At 47.6% G+C, this 15,806-nt stretch carries 8 protein-coding genes and 1 tRNA gene; 6 read left to right on the top strand and 3 right to left on the bottom strand.

Annotated features, from left to right (window positions below):
• Window positions 1-67 precede the first annotated feature (67 nt).
• On the top strand, window positions 68-4,444 hold the full coding sequence (locus tag AS151_RS06840; RefSeq protein ID WP_071516299.1) for a phytase: 4,377 nt from the start codon (window positions 68-70) through the stop codon (window positions 4,442-4,444).
• A 101-nt stretch (window positions 4,445-4,545) separates the two neighbouring features.
• A complete protein-coding gene (locus AS151_RS06835) occupies window positions 4,546-5,085 on the top strand; it encodes a hypothetical protein (RefSeq protein WP_139240545.1) in 540 nt (179 codons plus the stop codon).
• 393 nt (window positions 5,086-5,478) lie between these two features.
• On the opposite strand, the gene AS151_RS06830 is transcribed toward AS151_RS06835, so the two are convergent.
• A complete protein-coding gene (locus tag AS151_RS06830; protein WP_071516297.1) occupies window positions 5,479-7,734 on the bottom strand; it encodes a caspase family protein in 2,256 nt (751 codons plus the stop codon).
• 445 nt (window positions 7,735-8,179) lie between these two features.
• On the opposite strand from AS151_RS06830, the gene AS151_RS06820 reads away from it, so the two are divergent.
• The 4 genes from AS151_RS06820 to AS151_RS06805 all read left to right on the top strand — a co-directional run bounded on the left by AS151_RS06820 (window position 8,180) and on the right by AS151_RS06805 (window position 14,356).
• Window positions 8,180-10,339 (top strand): S8 family serine peptidase, encoded by a 2,160-nt coding sequence (locus tag AS151_RS06820; protein WP_071516295.1) that lies wholly within the window; start codon window positions 8,180-8,182, stop codon window positions 10,337-10,339.
• A gap of 114 nt (window positions 10,340-10,453) precedes the next feature.
• Window positions 10,454-10,798 (top strand): tetratricopeptide repeat protein, encoded by a 345-nt coding sequence (locus tag AS151_RS06815; protein WP_071516294.1) that lies wholly within the window; start codon window positions 10,454-10,456, stop codon window positions 10,796-10,798.
• A 51-nt stretch (window positions 10,799-10,849) separates the two neighbouring features.
• The gene (locus AS151_RS06810) at window positions 10,850-13,117 is read left to right on the top strand and encodes a tetratricopeptide repeat protein (protein ID WP_071516293.1); all 2,268 of its coding nucleotides are present in this window, start codon (window positions 10,850-10,852) and stop codon (window positions 13,115-13,117) included.
• 87 nt (window positions 13,118-13,204) lie between these two features.
• The gene (locus tag AS151_RS06805; protein ID WP_071516292.1) at window positions 13,205-14,356 is read left to right on the top strand and encodes a pentapeptide repeat-containing protein; all 1,152 of its coding nucleotides are present in this window, start codon (window positions 13,205-13,207) and stop codon (window positions 14,354-14,356) included.
• A 194-nt stretch (window positions 14,357-14,550) separates the two neighbouring features.
• Here the strand turns inward: AS151_RS06805 and AS151_RS06800 are convergent.
• Both AS151_RS06800 and AS151_RS06795 read right to left on the bottom strand, forming a co-directional pair.
• Window positions 14,551-14,632: transfer RNA gene (locus AS151_RS06800), tRNA-Leu, on the bottom strand.
• Window positions 14,633-14,705: 73 nt separating this feature from the next.
• Window positions 14,706-15,758: a hypothetical protein gene (locus AS151_RS06795; RefSeq protein ID WP_071516291.1), complete on the bottom strand. Its 1,053-nt coding sequence runs from the start codon at window positions 15,756-15,758 to the stop codon at window positions 14,706-14,708.
• Between the last annotated feature and the right edge of the window lie 48 nt (window positions 15,759-15,806).

The following is a 15,806-nucleotide window of genomic DNA, read 5'->3' as shown; positions in this document are numbered from 1 at the left end:
CTCAATACCAGATTTCCAAACAATAATTATCAAACACAAACCAACACTTCTTCCCTAATCTACTGTTATGAATAAATTCAATACCCGACGCCTTGCCAGTTTTAACGCTTCCCTCAACCGTGATACCCAAGGAGAGCTAATTGCCAACCTCTCCACCCCCAACGACGAACAAGCCCAAGCGGTTGCAGAAATTATTCAACGCACTCATCCCGACATCCTGCTGCTCAACGAATTTGACTTCGACCCTAACGGTGAAGCCGCCCAACTTTTTCAAGAAAACTATCTCTCCGTAAGCCAAAATGGGGCTGCCCCCATCAACTATCCCTATCGCTACGTTGCTCCTTCCAACACCGGCATTCCTTCTGGATTCGACCTGGATAACAACGGCGAAACTGTCACCACAGTTGGCGAAGACGGCTACGGCAACGATGCTTTTGGCTTTGGCAACTTTCCCGGTCAGTTTGGCATGGTCTTGTACGCCAAGTATCCCATTGTAACCGAGGAAATTCGCACCTTCCAAAACTTTCTGTGGAAAGACATGCCTGGGGCGTTGCTTCCCGACGACCCGGAAACCCCCGAACCCAACGATTGGTATTCCCCAGCCGAATTGGAGGCTTTGCGGCTATCTTCCAAAAGCCACTGGGATATTCCCATTCATATGAACGGGCAAACCACACATATTCTTGCCAGTCATCCTACACCTCCAGTATTTGATGGCGAAGAAGACCGCAACGGTCGCCGCAATCATGATGAAATCAGGTTTTGGCGCGATTACGTTAGTCCTGGTCAAGGCAATTATATTTACGACGACAGTGGCAACTTTGGTGGATTAGAACCGGGGGCATCTTTTGTTATTATGGGCGACCAAAATGCCGATCCCTTTGACGGCGATAGTACCGACAACGCCATTCGGCAGTTACTCAACAATCCCTATATCAACACCAGCGTCACACCAGCCAGTTTGGGAGCTATCGATGCTACCAACCGCCAAGGTAGCAATAATTTAACGCAAATTGGCAATCCTGCCTACGATACGGCTGATTTTGGAGAAGCGGAATTCGACGGTCCGGGCAATGTACGGGTGGATTACGTTTTGCCGTCGCAAAATCTGGAAATGACCAATGCCGGGGTCTTTTGGCCGCCAGCTGACGACCCGAAGTTTGACTTGGTTGGCGATTTTCCTTTCCCCAGTTCCGACCACCGCTTGGTTTATGCCGATGTGGCTGTTGCCCCATCTGACGTAGCCGCTGATACCATTTCTAGTTCCAACCGCGTTTCGGTTGGCGATGTGGAACTTCTCGGTGAAGTGAGTTTTCCCACTGGTTTTCAGTTTCAAGAAACGGAAGTGGGTGGTTTGTCGGGGATTGTTTACGATGCAGAACGGGGGTTGTATTACAGTTTATCCGACGATCGCTCCCAAACCAATCCCGCCCGCTACTACAGCCTCGATATCGACCTCAGCGATGGCCGTCTCGATGACGGCGATGTCAGCTTTACGAAGGTCACCACGCTTTTGCAAGGCAATGGCAAACCTTTCCCAGAAAACAGCCTCGACCCGGAAGGCATTGCCTTAACCCCGCAAAATACGCTTCTGATTGCTTCCGAGGGAGATGCCAACAATTTGATAAATCCTTTTATTCGGGAGTATCGCCTCGACGGCAGGCAGCTGAGCGAGTTTCCGGTGCCGCAGAAATTTCTCCCTACCGCAGATAGCAGCCGTGGAATTCGCAACAATTTGGCTTTTGAAAGTTTGACGCTGACCCCTGATGGCAGTTACTTGTATACGGCTACAGAAAATGCTTTGCATCAGGATGGACCGGCAGCGAGTTTGGAGGATGGCAGCCTATCGCGGATGGTGGCGTACGATGTGGCGACGCGACAACCCAGCCGCGAGTTGGTTTACGAGGTGGATGCGGTACCGGAAGAACCGATTCCTGCTGATGGTTTTCGTACCAACGGTTTGGTGGAATTGCTGGCTCTCGATAATAACGGTACGTTTTTGGCGTTGGAACGGGCATTTTCGGCGGGGGTTGGCAATACGGTGAAGCTTTACGAAGTCAACAGCCAAGGAGCTCTCGATGTCAGTGGTGAGCAGGATTTATTCTGGGAAGAAGAAGGGATTCCCTTTGAAATTGACCCGCCGCTTCGGAAGCAGCTGTTGCTGGATTTTGCCGAAATTGGCGTGACGCCGGATAATTTGGAAGGATTGGCGTTGGGTCCGAAGTTACCAGACGGTCGTCAGTCGCTGATTGTGGTTAGTGATAATAATTTTAACGATACTCAGTCCACTCAGTTGGTGGCGTTGGCGTTGGATTTGGAAACAATACCGGCGGTGTTGCCTGTGGTGGAGACACAGATGTTTGTCGATCGTGAAAATGCCTTGTTTGCAGGAGATTCCGACGATCCGGGTATTTGGGTGAATCCCAACAATCCGGCAAATAGCTTGGTGGTGGCGACGGCGAAAGATGGGGGGTTGGTGACGTTTGATTTGAATGGGAAAATTTTGCAAGCAATTCAGCCGGCTCCTTTTGGTGAGATTCGCTATAATAATGTGGATATTTTGGGAAATTTCGCGATCGCGTCCGACCGGGAAAACGACACCCTGGCCATTTGGCGAATCGACCCCAACAGTCGCCAACTCATTGATGTGACTTCACCAGATATTCCAGAAACCATTTTTGGTGTAGATGATGGGGAACAAACGGCTTATGGTTTGACGGCGTACACCGACCCCACCTCCGGAACCCCTTATGTGTTTGTTACCCAAGCAGATGGGAATTTCGTTGCTCAATTGGAGTTGATTTTCCAAGAAAATGGTTTGGTGAATGCCAATGTGGTACGAACTTTGGAACTGCCGGTTCCCACGGGAGACCCAGCTGATTCTCAAGCAGAAGGTATGGTGGTAGATCGCGATCGCAATATTTTATACGTTGCCATGGAAAAAGAAGTAGGATTGCTCAAAACCAATGCTTCTCCCAACGACGACAGCGAATCCTCCGATGAAACTGGCGTCACCGAAGGCGAATTTGAACTGGTACAAGCCAACGATACCGGTGAAGAAGCCATAACTAGCTTCGACCAAGTAGTTGTATTCGGCGACAGCCTTTCCGATGTAGGCAACGCTTTCATTGCCAGCAACGGAACCAGACCGCCTTCTCCTCCCTACTTTCAAGGTCGTTTCAGCAACGGCGAACTGGGGGTGGAACGCATTGCCGAGATGCTAGGTCTCAATGCCTCTGTTCCTGCCTTGGCTGGCGGCAGCAATTTTGCCATTGGTGGGGCAACTACCGGTTTTGGTACCTCCGCAGAAGGAACACCCAACATTGGCGAACAGATTAACGCCTACCTCAGCCAAAACACCCCCGATGCTAGTGATTTAATTTATCTTCATGCTGGTTCTAACAATTTTGTACAAAGTCCTATGCCCGTCGATCCAGCTACTGTCGTCAGCGATATTGTTGGTCACATTACTACCCTCGCCGAAGCTGGGGCGGAAACTTTCCTCGTTCCCAATTTGGGAGATTTCAGCGTTGCCCCCTTTGTACGTTTCATCGGACGCAGCGAGGAAATAGCTGCTTCCCTTGACCGTTTCAACGCTCTTTTGGATACCAGCTTGGATGCGTTGGAATTTAGCTTGGATGTCGATATTGTGGAGTTAGATTTTGCCAGTATTTTTGATGATATTTTGGAAAGTCCGGTAGAATACGGTTTTACCAATACCAGCGGTCAGGCTTTGAATACGACCACTGGGGAAGTGGTTCCCAATCCCGATGAATATGTTTTTTGGGATGATTTTCACCCGTCAGCGGCTGTTAATGCGATTGTGGCTGAGTCAGTACGGGAAGAGATTGCAGAATTGCGATCGCAAGATGAATCTCCCCTCAAACCAGATATAGAAGGATTGTCTATTTACGATACCGGCAATGGCAGCGGATATATTTTAGCTTCCAGTCAGGGAGACAGCAGCTATGCCGTATTCGACCGCGAAGGCGACAATCCATATTTGGGAAGTTTCGTTATCGGCGATAACGGACCCATCGACCAAGCCAACGAAAGCGATGGCTTGGATGTGGTGAATGCCAATTTGGGAACAAAATATCCGTCTGGTTTATTGGTTGTGCAAGATGGTGCCAACGAACCACAGGCTGTTTTTCAAGATGAAGAAGAGCTGGAAAATAAAAGTACCAACTTTAAGTTTGTCTCGTGGGAAAGCGTAGAGCAAGCGTTGGGATTGGATGGTATCACGGGTGAGTTTCCCGAAGGAGAAGGAGAAGGAGAAGGAGAAGGGTTTTCCCTTGAGGAATCTGACGATTTATCAAAATTTGTGGAAATCTTTGAACCAATATCGGTATCCAATTTGGGATTGCCAAACCCATTGAAAACAGAATCTGCCGATGCTGCAGAGATTTCCGATTTGGTTGCAGGAGAATTTTTGGGAGTGTAATGTTTGTCAAACTTTTGTTGTAATTTGCTAAAAATTTGAAGGTGAGAAATCCGAATTAGGGGAGGTTCGGACATAATAAAATTGAAATCTTAATGGAATGGGTGTTTGCTGGTCAGGCGGCGACACCCATTGTTACTGGGGATTTTCTGGATGAGAGGGAAGGGGTGGCGATTGGGTCAGTTTCCGATAAAGGAAAGATTCGGTTAAGGGAAGCGTTATTTATCAAAAAGGGGGAAGCCATGACTGGAAGAAAACAATCTCAATCTTGGCAGGTGGCAACCGTTTCGGTGGGAATTGCGGGATGGCTGGCAGTGGGGAACATTTCTATCCCCGTTGTTAGGAGTCAAACGGAAAGGGAAGTTTCGCCACCAGCAGAAACAGTTTCGCCAACGCAAACCAACACCATTCGCGGTCAACTCGATAGCAACAGCGATATCCTCGAAGATGGCAGCTACTATCAAACCCATACCTTTACAGGAGAAGCTGGCGAAGAAATTGCAATTGAAGTTGTCAGTGCGGATTTTGATGCTTATTTGATTTTGCTAGATGCGGAAGGAAGGCAAATGGCAGAGAATGATGATGGGGGAGGAGGGGGAGGAGTGGGAGGAGGGGGAGAAAGCGGATTTGGTATCATATTTTAGATAGAGACTGAAGAGCGGGTCTTTGCAGTGCGGATGACCGATGAAAAAGCGCCATACGTTCCTAGACAAAATTGGATTTTGGTGTTAGGATGGAGGGGACATAGGGTGAGGGAGCTTGCTGTAAAAAAAGGGGGAGTTTAATGGGACACTCCAACCCAAACATTTAGGCTGGGTAAAAATATTTAAATTATTTCCGGGCAGGTTGGATGTTTGAGCGAAACGTCTGCAACCAAGCTGTTTCCCCGACCGGGCAGGGAGGAAAAATTTTTCCTTTGCACCAACTGTTTATAAAATTGTCTATCTATAATTCTTAAGATACCACTACTTAGGGAGTTTTGTCAAGAGATGGTGGGGGAATAGCCGGCACCCTGGAAGGCATCCCACTGGGTCTTGCTATGGTGCCTCGATGGCACGGAAGGTAATAGACATGGCGGCTAACCGCGATGTATCGACGGTGCGAGTTGTTGGCGTTGCATATAGACTGCGGGTTCCCCGATTTAAGTCTTCCAACAGTTCTTCAATAGCGCCAGGAGCGTCTTCCTGCAAGGCCATTGGTCCTTTTCGCATCCCGCGACTGCGAGCAATCTTCTGCAACCGTTTGAGAGCCTTGCTTAAAGGAGCTGCACTAGCGAGAACCAATACTTCTGCGGTTCCCAAAGGCTTGTCTACGGTAAGTTGAAACTGGTCTCCCTGAGCCTGGTTGGGAATTGTCCGGGTTTCTCCAGCTTCTACAATAGCAGCAGCTTCGCTGGCTGTCCAGCTATTGGGAAAAATTACAGACATATCTCCTTCTGGTGTAATTACAATAACTGTGATATAGAGATCGCCTTGTTCTTGATTTTGAATGTCCAAATTCACGCGTGTTCCTATTGGCAACAAGGGAATGCCATTTTTAAAATCGATTTGGTCTAGGGAAAGATGGGCTGTAGACTCATTTATATCTTCTTTTCGTACCGTTCCCCGGGGGGTAAATTCTTGAGCTGCGATCGCTTCCTTGCCTTGGGAACCAACAACGCGCATGGTTGCCGATACCTTGGTGCGGGAGGAACTGGCGTTGAGGGTCAGTTTCACCAATCTTGCGGCTAGTAAGGATTTAAATTTGGCTTGCAAGCGTTCCATCGCATGGGGAACATCTTCGTTGGCAGGACCAAAGGAACCGGGAATGAAGTCCAATCCCTGACCGTACAATCCAATACTACCAATTTCTGGCGTTTCTTGGATATCCCGATTGCGAGCTTCCCCAGCCTTTTCTTCATCCATGCGTCCCAAAATATAATGAATTTCTGTTTCTCCCAACTCAAAAAATTTCACGCGGGCTATTTGGGATAGTTTTTGTATGGTATGAGTACGGATATTTTCGCCTAAAGAAGGGTCAAGTGCGATATGTAAAGCAAAATCCTTGGGGATAGCGCGGACTTTTTCTTGCAAAAACAATCCCGATTGCGGTGAACCTTGGGTGCGGGAATTTTCTATTAAAGTACCAGACCCCACCAAACCATCCCGGGATGCCATTTTTAGGGTGCCGACTTCTTTTCCTTGTCGGTCGAGCAGGGAAAACATAGCATCCTGGTTAAAGGCGGCAAAAGAACGCGCGCCAATACCTCCCATCCAAAATTGTACGCGATCGCTTTCCATTTGCGTGACCACCGCTTCTGCTGGCGGCGTGTCTGGGGTGATAAAGTAAGTAGGCTTGTTTTCGTGATTGGTATGGGGTTGAACGCCGTATTCCGGAATTTGGCGGGTTGTGGAAATTTTGGTGGTACTGCGGGAGATATTCGCGATCGCATTGCTAACTGATTCGCTCCCAGTCATCTGCCACAAATATTGGGTGAGCGCATAGGTGAACGCTCCCGCATGAAAGCCATCGAACGGCGTATCGGCAGCGAGCTGGTCTGGTGCGGCGGAAGCAATAACGATACCTTTGGCGACACCTTGCTGGCGTTGGCGATGGAGTTCTTCATCGCTCATTTTTAATTGTTCTTGCCATTTTTCCTGGTATTCCCGTTCGCTTTCGCTGCGATAGGTATCGTTGCCACCAACAATCGACCGTATGGTGAGATTTCCCCGCTTGCCGCCGCCGGAGTAACAGCTGTCTAAAATCACCGTCACATTTTCCGTTGGCAGTGCCGACATTAACAAAAACAAGCTTTTCCCCATGATATCGGAAACCACAAAGCGATCGCTACTTTGGGAAACTTGCCGATTGAGGGGTACAAAAGTACTGTTAAGTTGGTTTCTAAAAGGAGAATTGGGGTCAACCACTTGGGAACCGTGACCGGAAAAATGGAAAACCACCACATCGGATGGGTTTGCTTGTTGGATTAAATGTTGTTCAAAAGCTTGTAAAATCCCTTCCCGGGTAGGTTTTATCTCCGTCTCGTCAGTCACGGTCAAAATATCTTCCGGTTGAAAGCCAAAACGATGGATTAACAGTTCCCGCTGCAACAACACATCGTTGATACATCCATACAAAGGATTTTCCGGATATCCGTTGGCACCTACCAGCAACGCCAATTTCCGGGAAGTGGGAGCTGCTAGCATTTTAGCGTAGCGCCACCCTTGCTTGCGCACCTCAAGTTGGCTCATACCTAAGGTCGCCAAGGCGGATGCGGCAAATTGGAGAAAATGACGGCGTCCGATCGGTCTCATAATTTTTGCTCCATAATAGAAACATGCGATTGCATCATTCTTCTGACCAGGAATAATTTTTCCGAAATATTATCCCTAGCAAGGTCACGGAAAACATGCCATCATGGCAATTCCCACCCAGAATGGTTCGTCTGGTTGCATCCTCATACCAAATCCGCACTGCAAAGACCCGATAAATCCCCCAGGCTAGAACTTCTTTGTCGTCTTCCTCCCACTTCGGTACTCCTGGGTACTGTGCACATCGGATTTCATACCAACTCCCCCATGGCAAGGATAGCATTCATCCCCATTCTAGTTTCTTTGTTTTCCAGGATTGCCCTCCTGTTACTATGTTCTACTTCTTATCAAACAGTAACCTATGCAAAATTTTCCCAGCCTACCAACCTGCATATCCTCTTATCGCCAGGAAATATACAATCGCGGATAAAATTTTGAGAGAGTTTCTATGGTTATTCCCCTAGGTTGCCGCTTGTTTGCCACCACTTGCATTTTAGGAATTATAGGGATTCCCCCCATGGTTTCCCTGGCGCAGCCAATCTCCCATCCCACGCAAACATCGGAAGAACTCTTTTACACCTACTACGGTCAAAAAATTCCCCTCAACCAACGTTCCGACATTATCGGCGTTTCCTTTACCCCAGAAAGCGGCAGTAGAACCCGTGGAACTACGCAGCCGCTATACATGCAACTCCAAGAAGCCTTGCAGCAGCAAGGGAGTGGAACCCGTGGAAGCGGTCGGGGAGCGCCTTTGAACGCGCAAGTGCAGCCAATCGGCAACCGCTATGCCTTGGTGAAATTACCGAGGAACACCCGTTCTGCTGGTGTATCCATGGCACGCCAGCGCATCCAGCAGCAATCTTACGTTAGCCAAACCCTTCCCGTGTTGCGTCGCCGTGCCGCTGGTGAAGACGCGCAAGCCAACCAAGAAAATATTCTCCTCCCCAACGAAATCGTTCTCAGTCTGGAACCTAACATTTCCGACAGCCGCCGGCGTCAGTTACTCGCGCAAAATCAGCTAGAGGTGGTGCGACCTTTGCGCTTTGCTGAAGACCGATACTTGGTGCGATCGCAAACCGCCACCGGTACCCACATTTTACAGGTATCCAACCGTTTAAATACCGCCATTGGGGTCCAATCGGCAACCCCCAATTTTATCCAAACCCCCAGCTACCAACCCCAACAAACCCAAATTGACTCACCTAAATTGGTCCAGAAAAAGGCTACGCGATCGCTACCAGAAACCGTTGCCGCCTTTCCCATGCCTGAAAAAACGCCATTTGCCCAAAGTTTGTTGCCCTTACAGTGGCATCTAGACAGCACCCCCCGGCGGGGAAACTTTTTACCAAGAACTGATTTACAAATAACGGAAGCCTGGGAAAAAAGCAATGGTGGTCGCAATGTTACCGTTGCGGTTATCGATAGTCTCATTCAGTGGGACCATCCCGATTTAAAAAACAATATTGCCAACACCGCCAACTACGAAAATGCCTTACCAGGAGAAGAACATGGTTGGGATTTTTCCAGCGAAAATGGCGGCGACCCAAATACACGCCTGAGTTCTCAAGAAATGCAAGTTTTGCGCCCTCACTTCCAACGTAGCTTCGCTGCTTCCGACCAAAAAATCCTAGAGACATACCCAGACCTGGCAGAATACTTGCAGCAAAACAATCCCCAAGCTTCCTCAGCCGAAATTGCCCTGCGCATTCGCAATTACGTTCGCAACCAGATAGCTTCTGAGTTCCACGGCACTTGGTCGGCGGGGGTTATCGCTGCCAATCCCAGCAAGAAAATGGGAGCTGTCGGCGTGGCACCAAACGCCAAAATCCTGCCAGTGCGCGTGTTTGGTTTGGGTGGCGAGATCGATGCTGCTTCCTTGGTCGAGGCAGTTGGCTATGCCGCCGCGCGGGATGCGGATATAATTAATATGAGTTTGGGAGGATTGCTTCCCGATAGTGCGCTGACTGGACAAATTTTTGATATTTTGGATGCCCATCCGGATATTGCCATTGTGGCATCGGCGGGAAACAGCGATTTAGACGGCGTTGGGTTTCCCGCTGCTATTCCCGGAACCATCGCGGTGGGTGCTACCAACATGCAAGGAAACCGTACTTTTTACAGCAATTATGGCGGTGGTTTGGATGTGGTGGCACCTGGTGGGGATACTTCCAGGAGTTTGAGCGGTGGCATTCTCACCACGGGAGGCACTGGGATGGAAAGTTGGTGGCGGCAAATCTCCGTTCCCGATTATAGCTGGGGTCTTGCCTTAGATGCGCGCGGCAAATACGTACAAGTGCAGGGAACGTCTTTTTCGGCACCCAATGTTTCTGGGGTGGTGGCTTTAATGAAAGGAGTCAATCCTGATTTGCGATGGGAGGAAATTGCCACCATTCTTAAGGAAACCGCTAGCTACGATAGTTTGAGTTTGTTGAAAGCAGAGAAGCATCACTATCGCTTGCAGGCGGCTGTGGGGTTTGGCACGGCAATGGGATATCCCATTATTCGCCCATCGGGAATTTTTCCCAAGGCTTCTCCCATTTCGCGGGAACAATATTTCTTTGGCGCTGGTTTGGTAAATGCTCTCCAAGCGGTAGAAGCGGCACGTTAGGGCATTGCATTTTGCTAGAAATTCTGCATAAGCACGCCCTCCTTGGAAGTAAAAATAATTAGAACTCAGGGAAGGCTTCCCAAACATTCAGTATTACTACGGAGAATTCGGATCGTGTTTTCTATTGTTCAGTTTTTCAGGAATCTCAAACTCCGTGCATCTACGACCGGCGATCGCAGTAGCCAGGCGGTAGATAGCTGTTGCCAAGCCGATGCGGACCGTTTGTTTCTCTCCGGCGTCCGCCAATTACAAAGCTACCAAATACACCAAGCCATACAATCTTGGCAAATGGCTTTGCAAGCTTACCAAATTATCGGCGATCGCGTGGGAATTGTCAACTCCCTTGAAGGATTGCGCATTGCCTGCACAGACGATGGCGAAATTTCCCAAGCCATGGAATTTCACCAACAGGCTTTAGCAATTTACCAAGACCTAGCAGCAAGCACAAAATTTGACTAACGAACCATGTATACCTCGCATATATGAGATATTTTTCGGGAGATTTTGACGATGCGATACGTTCCCAAATCTTTTCAAATGGCAACTGCCAACGTGCATCTTTTTCCTCTGTCTACCTCACAAAATACCATGGCAGACAACAATTCATCCACGCGCAAAACCAAAAGCGATATTTTGTTTTTGCAAGGATATCAAAAGTTAGAAAACGGCGAGTTGGTGGAAAGCATCCAATGCTGGGAACTCGCTTTAATCAACTATCGCGCCTTGAAAGATACCACTGGCGAAATTAACTCCCTTGTGGGTTTGGGAATTGCTTGCGCGGATAGCGGCGATTCTCCCCGCGCCATTCAATATCACCGACAGGCTTTGACTCTCTACCGCCACATCAACGACCGCCATGGAGAAGCTGCTTCTTTAGGGAATTTGGGATTGGCTTATGCTGCGATGGGTCAGTATACCAGAGCTGCAGACGTTTACCAACAGTCTCTAGAAATTTTCCGGGATTTGGGCGATCGCAGCGCCATTGCTATTTCCCTCAACAATCTGGGAATTGCTTGTTCCCATTTGCAAAAACACCAAACTGCTTTGGAATGCCACCAACTGGCTTGGGATATTGACCGGAGTTTGGAAGATTTAAATGGAATGGCTACTTCTCTGGATAATTTAGGCATGACTTATGCCCAATTGGGAAACAATCGCCATGCCATTCAATACATGCAGCAATCTTTAGAGATTTGGCGGCAAGTAGGGGATGCCACGGCTGAAGCAATTTGCGTTAGCCATCTAGGAAATATCTATTTTTCGATGGAAAGATATCAAAGTGCCAAAGAGTGCTACCAACAATCTCTGGCATGTTTCCAAACCGTTGACGATGGTAATGGCATGTCTGTCGCTTGGGGAAATTTGGGTATGACGGCTTGCTGCTTGCACGAATACGACAATGCGATTTTATACTACCAAAATTCTTTAGAGAAATTCCGAAAAATTGGTTCCCGTTCCGGGGAGGCTGCCGCTCTGGGGAATTTGGGCAATGTTTACGCTGATTTAGGCGAATATTTACGTGCAATTGCCTTTTTTGAAACCTCCTTGGAAATTTCCCGGAAACTCAGCGATCGCTTCCACATAGCCAAATCTTGGGGAAATATTGGCGATGCCTGTCTGGGATTGCAAGAAGCTCGAAAAGCCGTTCAATCCTACCAGGAAGCTTTGCGCATCTACCGCCAGTTAGGCGATCGCCTGGCGCAGGCTTACTTTCTCGACCGCATGGGGGTCGCCTATCGCTTTCAAAGACAATACGAGAAAGCAATGGAACTTCACAAGCGATCGCACCACATTTGCCAACAAATCGACTATAAAATTGGCATTTCTCGCTCTTTAGGCAACTTAGGCATCGTCTTGTTCAAAGCCGGCGAACTGCAAGCCGCAGAAAGCGTTCTTTGGCAAGCCATTACCCTCGCCGAAGCCAGCGAAAGCAATTGCATGCCTCCCACCTGCCATCTTGCCAGTTTGAGAACCGAACAAACCAAAAATTATTCCCGATTGCAACAAGTTTTGGTCGCCTTAGGAAAAACCGAACTTGCCTTAGAAGTCGCCGAAAGCGATCGCGTGAAAACCTTTAAAAAATTATTAAATTCCCGGCTAGCAGGAACCGATGGCGCTATCCTGGATATTAGCGCATCCACCGTCGAAGAAATTCGCCAAACGGCCAGCCAGCGCAACGCTACCTTGGTGCAATATTCGGTGGTCAGCGACCCCGATTGGCTGTATATTTGGGTCATTTCTCCCGATAAAAATATTGCCTTTCGTGCCGTCGATCTCAGCTTTCTAGAAACCCCTATCACCGATTTAGCCTGGCGTTTGGGAACTGGGGAAGACAACCTAGAAATCCAAACAGATAGCCAGGAAAATAGCCAGCGGCAAAAACACTTGCAACAACTCTACCAACTATTAATTACCCCCATTGAATCTTTGCTTCCTAGCAATCCCCAGCAACTGGTTGGCTTGATTCCTCAAGCAGAATTGGTTTCCATTCCTTTTGCCGCCTTGCAAGACGAACGAGGAAACTATCTCATCGAAAAACATACTTTACTGGCTGCTTCTGCCATTCAAGTTTTGCGATTTACCCACCACCATCCCCAAGGTTGGCAAAGTGGCAAAAATACTTTTACCACCTTTTATCCCAGCCACCTATTGGAACATTGTTATCGCTATCGGTGGCATTCCACCGAGGATATTTTTCAAATTTCCCTCCTCAAAAGTGCAATAGCCGGTATTCCGAGAAGCTATTCCTACTACCAACCAAGCGATCGCACCATGTAACCTTTTCCCACCATTTTCACTTCTATGAAATTGGCACAATTGCAACAACAATACCGCGACGGCAAGCGAGATTTTTCCTGAGTCAAAATGCCGAGAACTTCCCTAGCTAGCAGCCAACTCCCCCACATTCTCATGCCGAGAACTTCCCTAGAAGGCAGCAATTTCGATCGCGGAAACTTCAACCATAGTAGCTTTCGTAAAGCCAATCTTTGTCAAACTTCTTGGCAACAAACCCAAGCCGAAGCCGCTATTTTTATCAAAGCCAATCTCCCAGAAAGCAACTTCACCCAAGCCAACCTCACCAACGCCGATTTTACCCAAGCCAACCTCACCAACGCCAATTTTACCAACGCTAATTTAGCCGGTGCCAATTTCAGCCAAACTTGCCTGCAAGGTGCTATTTTTCGCAATGCTAATTTAAAACAAGCCAAACTCTACGATGCCGATATAGCCGAAACCTCATTTGATGGCACTGATTGTAGCGACACCTATTTTACTAGCGAACAAACAACTGCTGGCACCACCGAAAACTTTATACCTGATAGCAACGATTCTAGAGAAAAAACAGCAACATTTCCAGCCAACCATCAATATCGTAAAACCCAAGCACAATCTCCCTTTGTTCTCTCTTTACCCCAAGTTAAAAACCAACAGTATTCTTTTTTCCTTTCCCATAGAGGATTGCAGGGAAAACGTTTTTGGCGCAATCTGCCGAGAAAATTTTTGTTGGCTTGGGGATTGGGCTATTTTTTATTAGCGCAAGGAATGGTTTATTATCAAGTTGGTTGGGAATTTTGGTTGTTGGCAATTTTTAGTTCTTTCATGTGGTGGCTAGACGAACAGTTGCTTTGGTTCCTACCTATGGCGGTTTTCTTTGCAATTTTCTCCAACGATCCAATTGTTATTCGAACCTTGCTCGGTTTTGTGCCTTTGACGATTTTAGTAACCGTTTTTTATTGGTTTCAGTGGGGATGGCATCTCTATCGTTCTTTAAAACTCTCTCTGTTTATTGCTGGTGCTTTTGTGGTATCTTGGATTTTTCTCCGGGAACTGTTACTTGTGGCAAGTTGGCTGGATTTCTTTTTATTCCTACAATTTATTTTGAGCGTTGTTGGTATTACTGCCGGTTCTTTTAGTATTGTAGAGATGGGAAATCGTGGTTACAGTAAAAAACAAACGTTACCTCTTATCGTTGCGATCGCTGTTTTGGGATTAGCTTTGGGTAGAATTGTTTCCTGAATATGGTAATTGAAATTGTATGTATTTTGTAATAACAATTTTTTATTTTGGCGCAGCTTAGATGTTTGGGTAAAGGCGCCTCAAAAACCTCCCCTTTTTTATGACGACTCGAACAAAAATCGTCCTATATTAATCTTAAACTACCACCAATAGGGAATTTTGTCAATATTCCCACTCTATGGTGGGGACTGTCATGCGGACGGAGAGATTCGAACTCTCACACCTTGCGGTACTAGAACCTAAATCTAGCGCGTCTACCAATTCCGCCACGTCCGCGGGCATATACTAATATAGCAGAGAAAACCCCAAATTTGTAAAGGAAAACAGCCAAAATTTTTCCAAACGGGTACTAGCGGGAAAATTGGGGAATATCCACCGCTTGCATGGAGGTAGCAGGATTTGGGAGAAAGGAACCTGCCAAATGGGTGGATTTGCAACTAGCAGAAAAATCTAAGGGGAGTTGCTGGCAATATTCGCTAGCGTGTTGTTCGGCAAGACGATAGGCTGAAGTGGAAGGGGGAATTTGCTGCAAATAGTATAGAGCAGCAATAAAATCCTGGCGGCGAGCGCGTTTTTCTGCCTGAGTTAGATACCATTGAGAACGAACTTGCTGTTTTTGTCGGTATTCTTGCAATTTCGCCGATACTCGTTGGTAGGTTTGGGTGTTTTTGGGAATTTTTTGTAGCTGCGCGATCGCACCGGTAAAATCTTTACCAACAGCTAAATTGTAAGCCGATTGTAGCAGCTGGTGGGCTTGGGTTTCTTTTTTAATTTTCTGTTTGTGGCGATATTCTTTTAATTTAGCAGCCACTTTCGCATCAAACTTGGTTTGGGAGGGAACTTGCTGCAAGTGTCGAATCGCGCCAGCAAAATTTTTCTTCATCGCTAGGTTATAAGCCGATTGTAGCCGCTGGTAGGCTTGGGATTCTAGATGTAATTGCGCTTGCTGTCGAAAAGGTTCGGCTTTTTCTCGCCAAAATTCAATCTGGGGAAGCTGGTGGCTGACCTCTCGCACTTGTTGCCATTTACCGGTGGCAAAAGCTTTTTTTAGTTTCTGAAATTGAGTTTTTGCCAATTGCCACTCTTTTTGCCATTGACTGGCTGCTTCGGTGGCTTGCCGGTAGTGTTCGCTGCTAGGGGGGATGGCAGATACCAGGGAAATTGCTTTTTCCAATTCCCCTTGTTGGTAGGCGATGCTGGCTTGCTGGTATTTCTCGCTGCTTGCTAAGGGAGAATACACCAGCAATTCTTGAACGCCATAAGCAATGGCAGCGGTATTGAGGATCGTTCCCACTCCTGCCGTTGCTGCAAACCACCGGAAAGCCGTTGCCGACGAACTGGGCGATTGGTTCGATGGAACTTGGGTATACGTGGTACAATCTGAAACGTTAGAACCAGACATAGTTTGCTTTTATACTCCCCAGCAAAGGACTGGCTATCGTTTATTCGG

The organism is Geitlerinema sp. PCC 9228, assembly GCF_001870905.1.
GTDB lineage: Bacteria > Cyanobacteriota > Cyanobacteriia > Cyanobacteriales > PCC-9228 > PCC-9228.
Note: the sequence above shows the minus strand (reverse complement) of the source record. Positions and strands in the feature narration are given on the sequence as shown.

What these genes read in the sequence shown, in the direction of transcription:
- AS151_RS06810 (WP_071516293.1), top strand. Translation starts at nt 10,850, where the DNA reads ATGCGATACGTTCCCAAATCTTTTCAAATGGCAACTGCCAACGTGCAT.
- AS151_RS06830 (WP_071516297.1), bottom strand. Translation starts at nt 7,734, where the DNA reads ATGAGACCGATCGGACGCCGTCATTTTCTCCAATTTGCCGCATCCGCC.
- AS151_RS06820 (WP_071516295.1), top strand. Translation starts at nt 8,180, where the DNA reads ATGGTTATTCCCCTAGGTTGCCGCTTGTTTGCCACCACTTGCATTTTA.
- AS151_RS06840 (WP_071516299.1), top strand. Translation starts at nt 68, where the DNA reads ATGAATAAATTCAATACCCGACGCCTTGCCAGTTTTAACGCTTCCCTC.
- AS151_RS06795 (WP_071516291.1), bottom strand. Translation starts at nt 15,758, where the DNA reads ATGTCTGGTTCTAACGTTTCAGATTGTACCACGTATACCCAAGTTCCA.
- AS151_RS06805 (WP_071516292.1), top strand. Translation starts at nt 13,205, where the DNA reads ATGCCGAGAACTTCCCTAGCTAGCAGCCAACTCCCCCACATTCTCATG.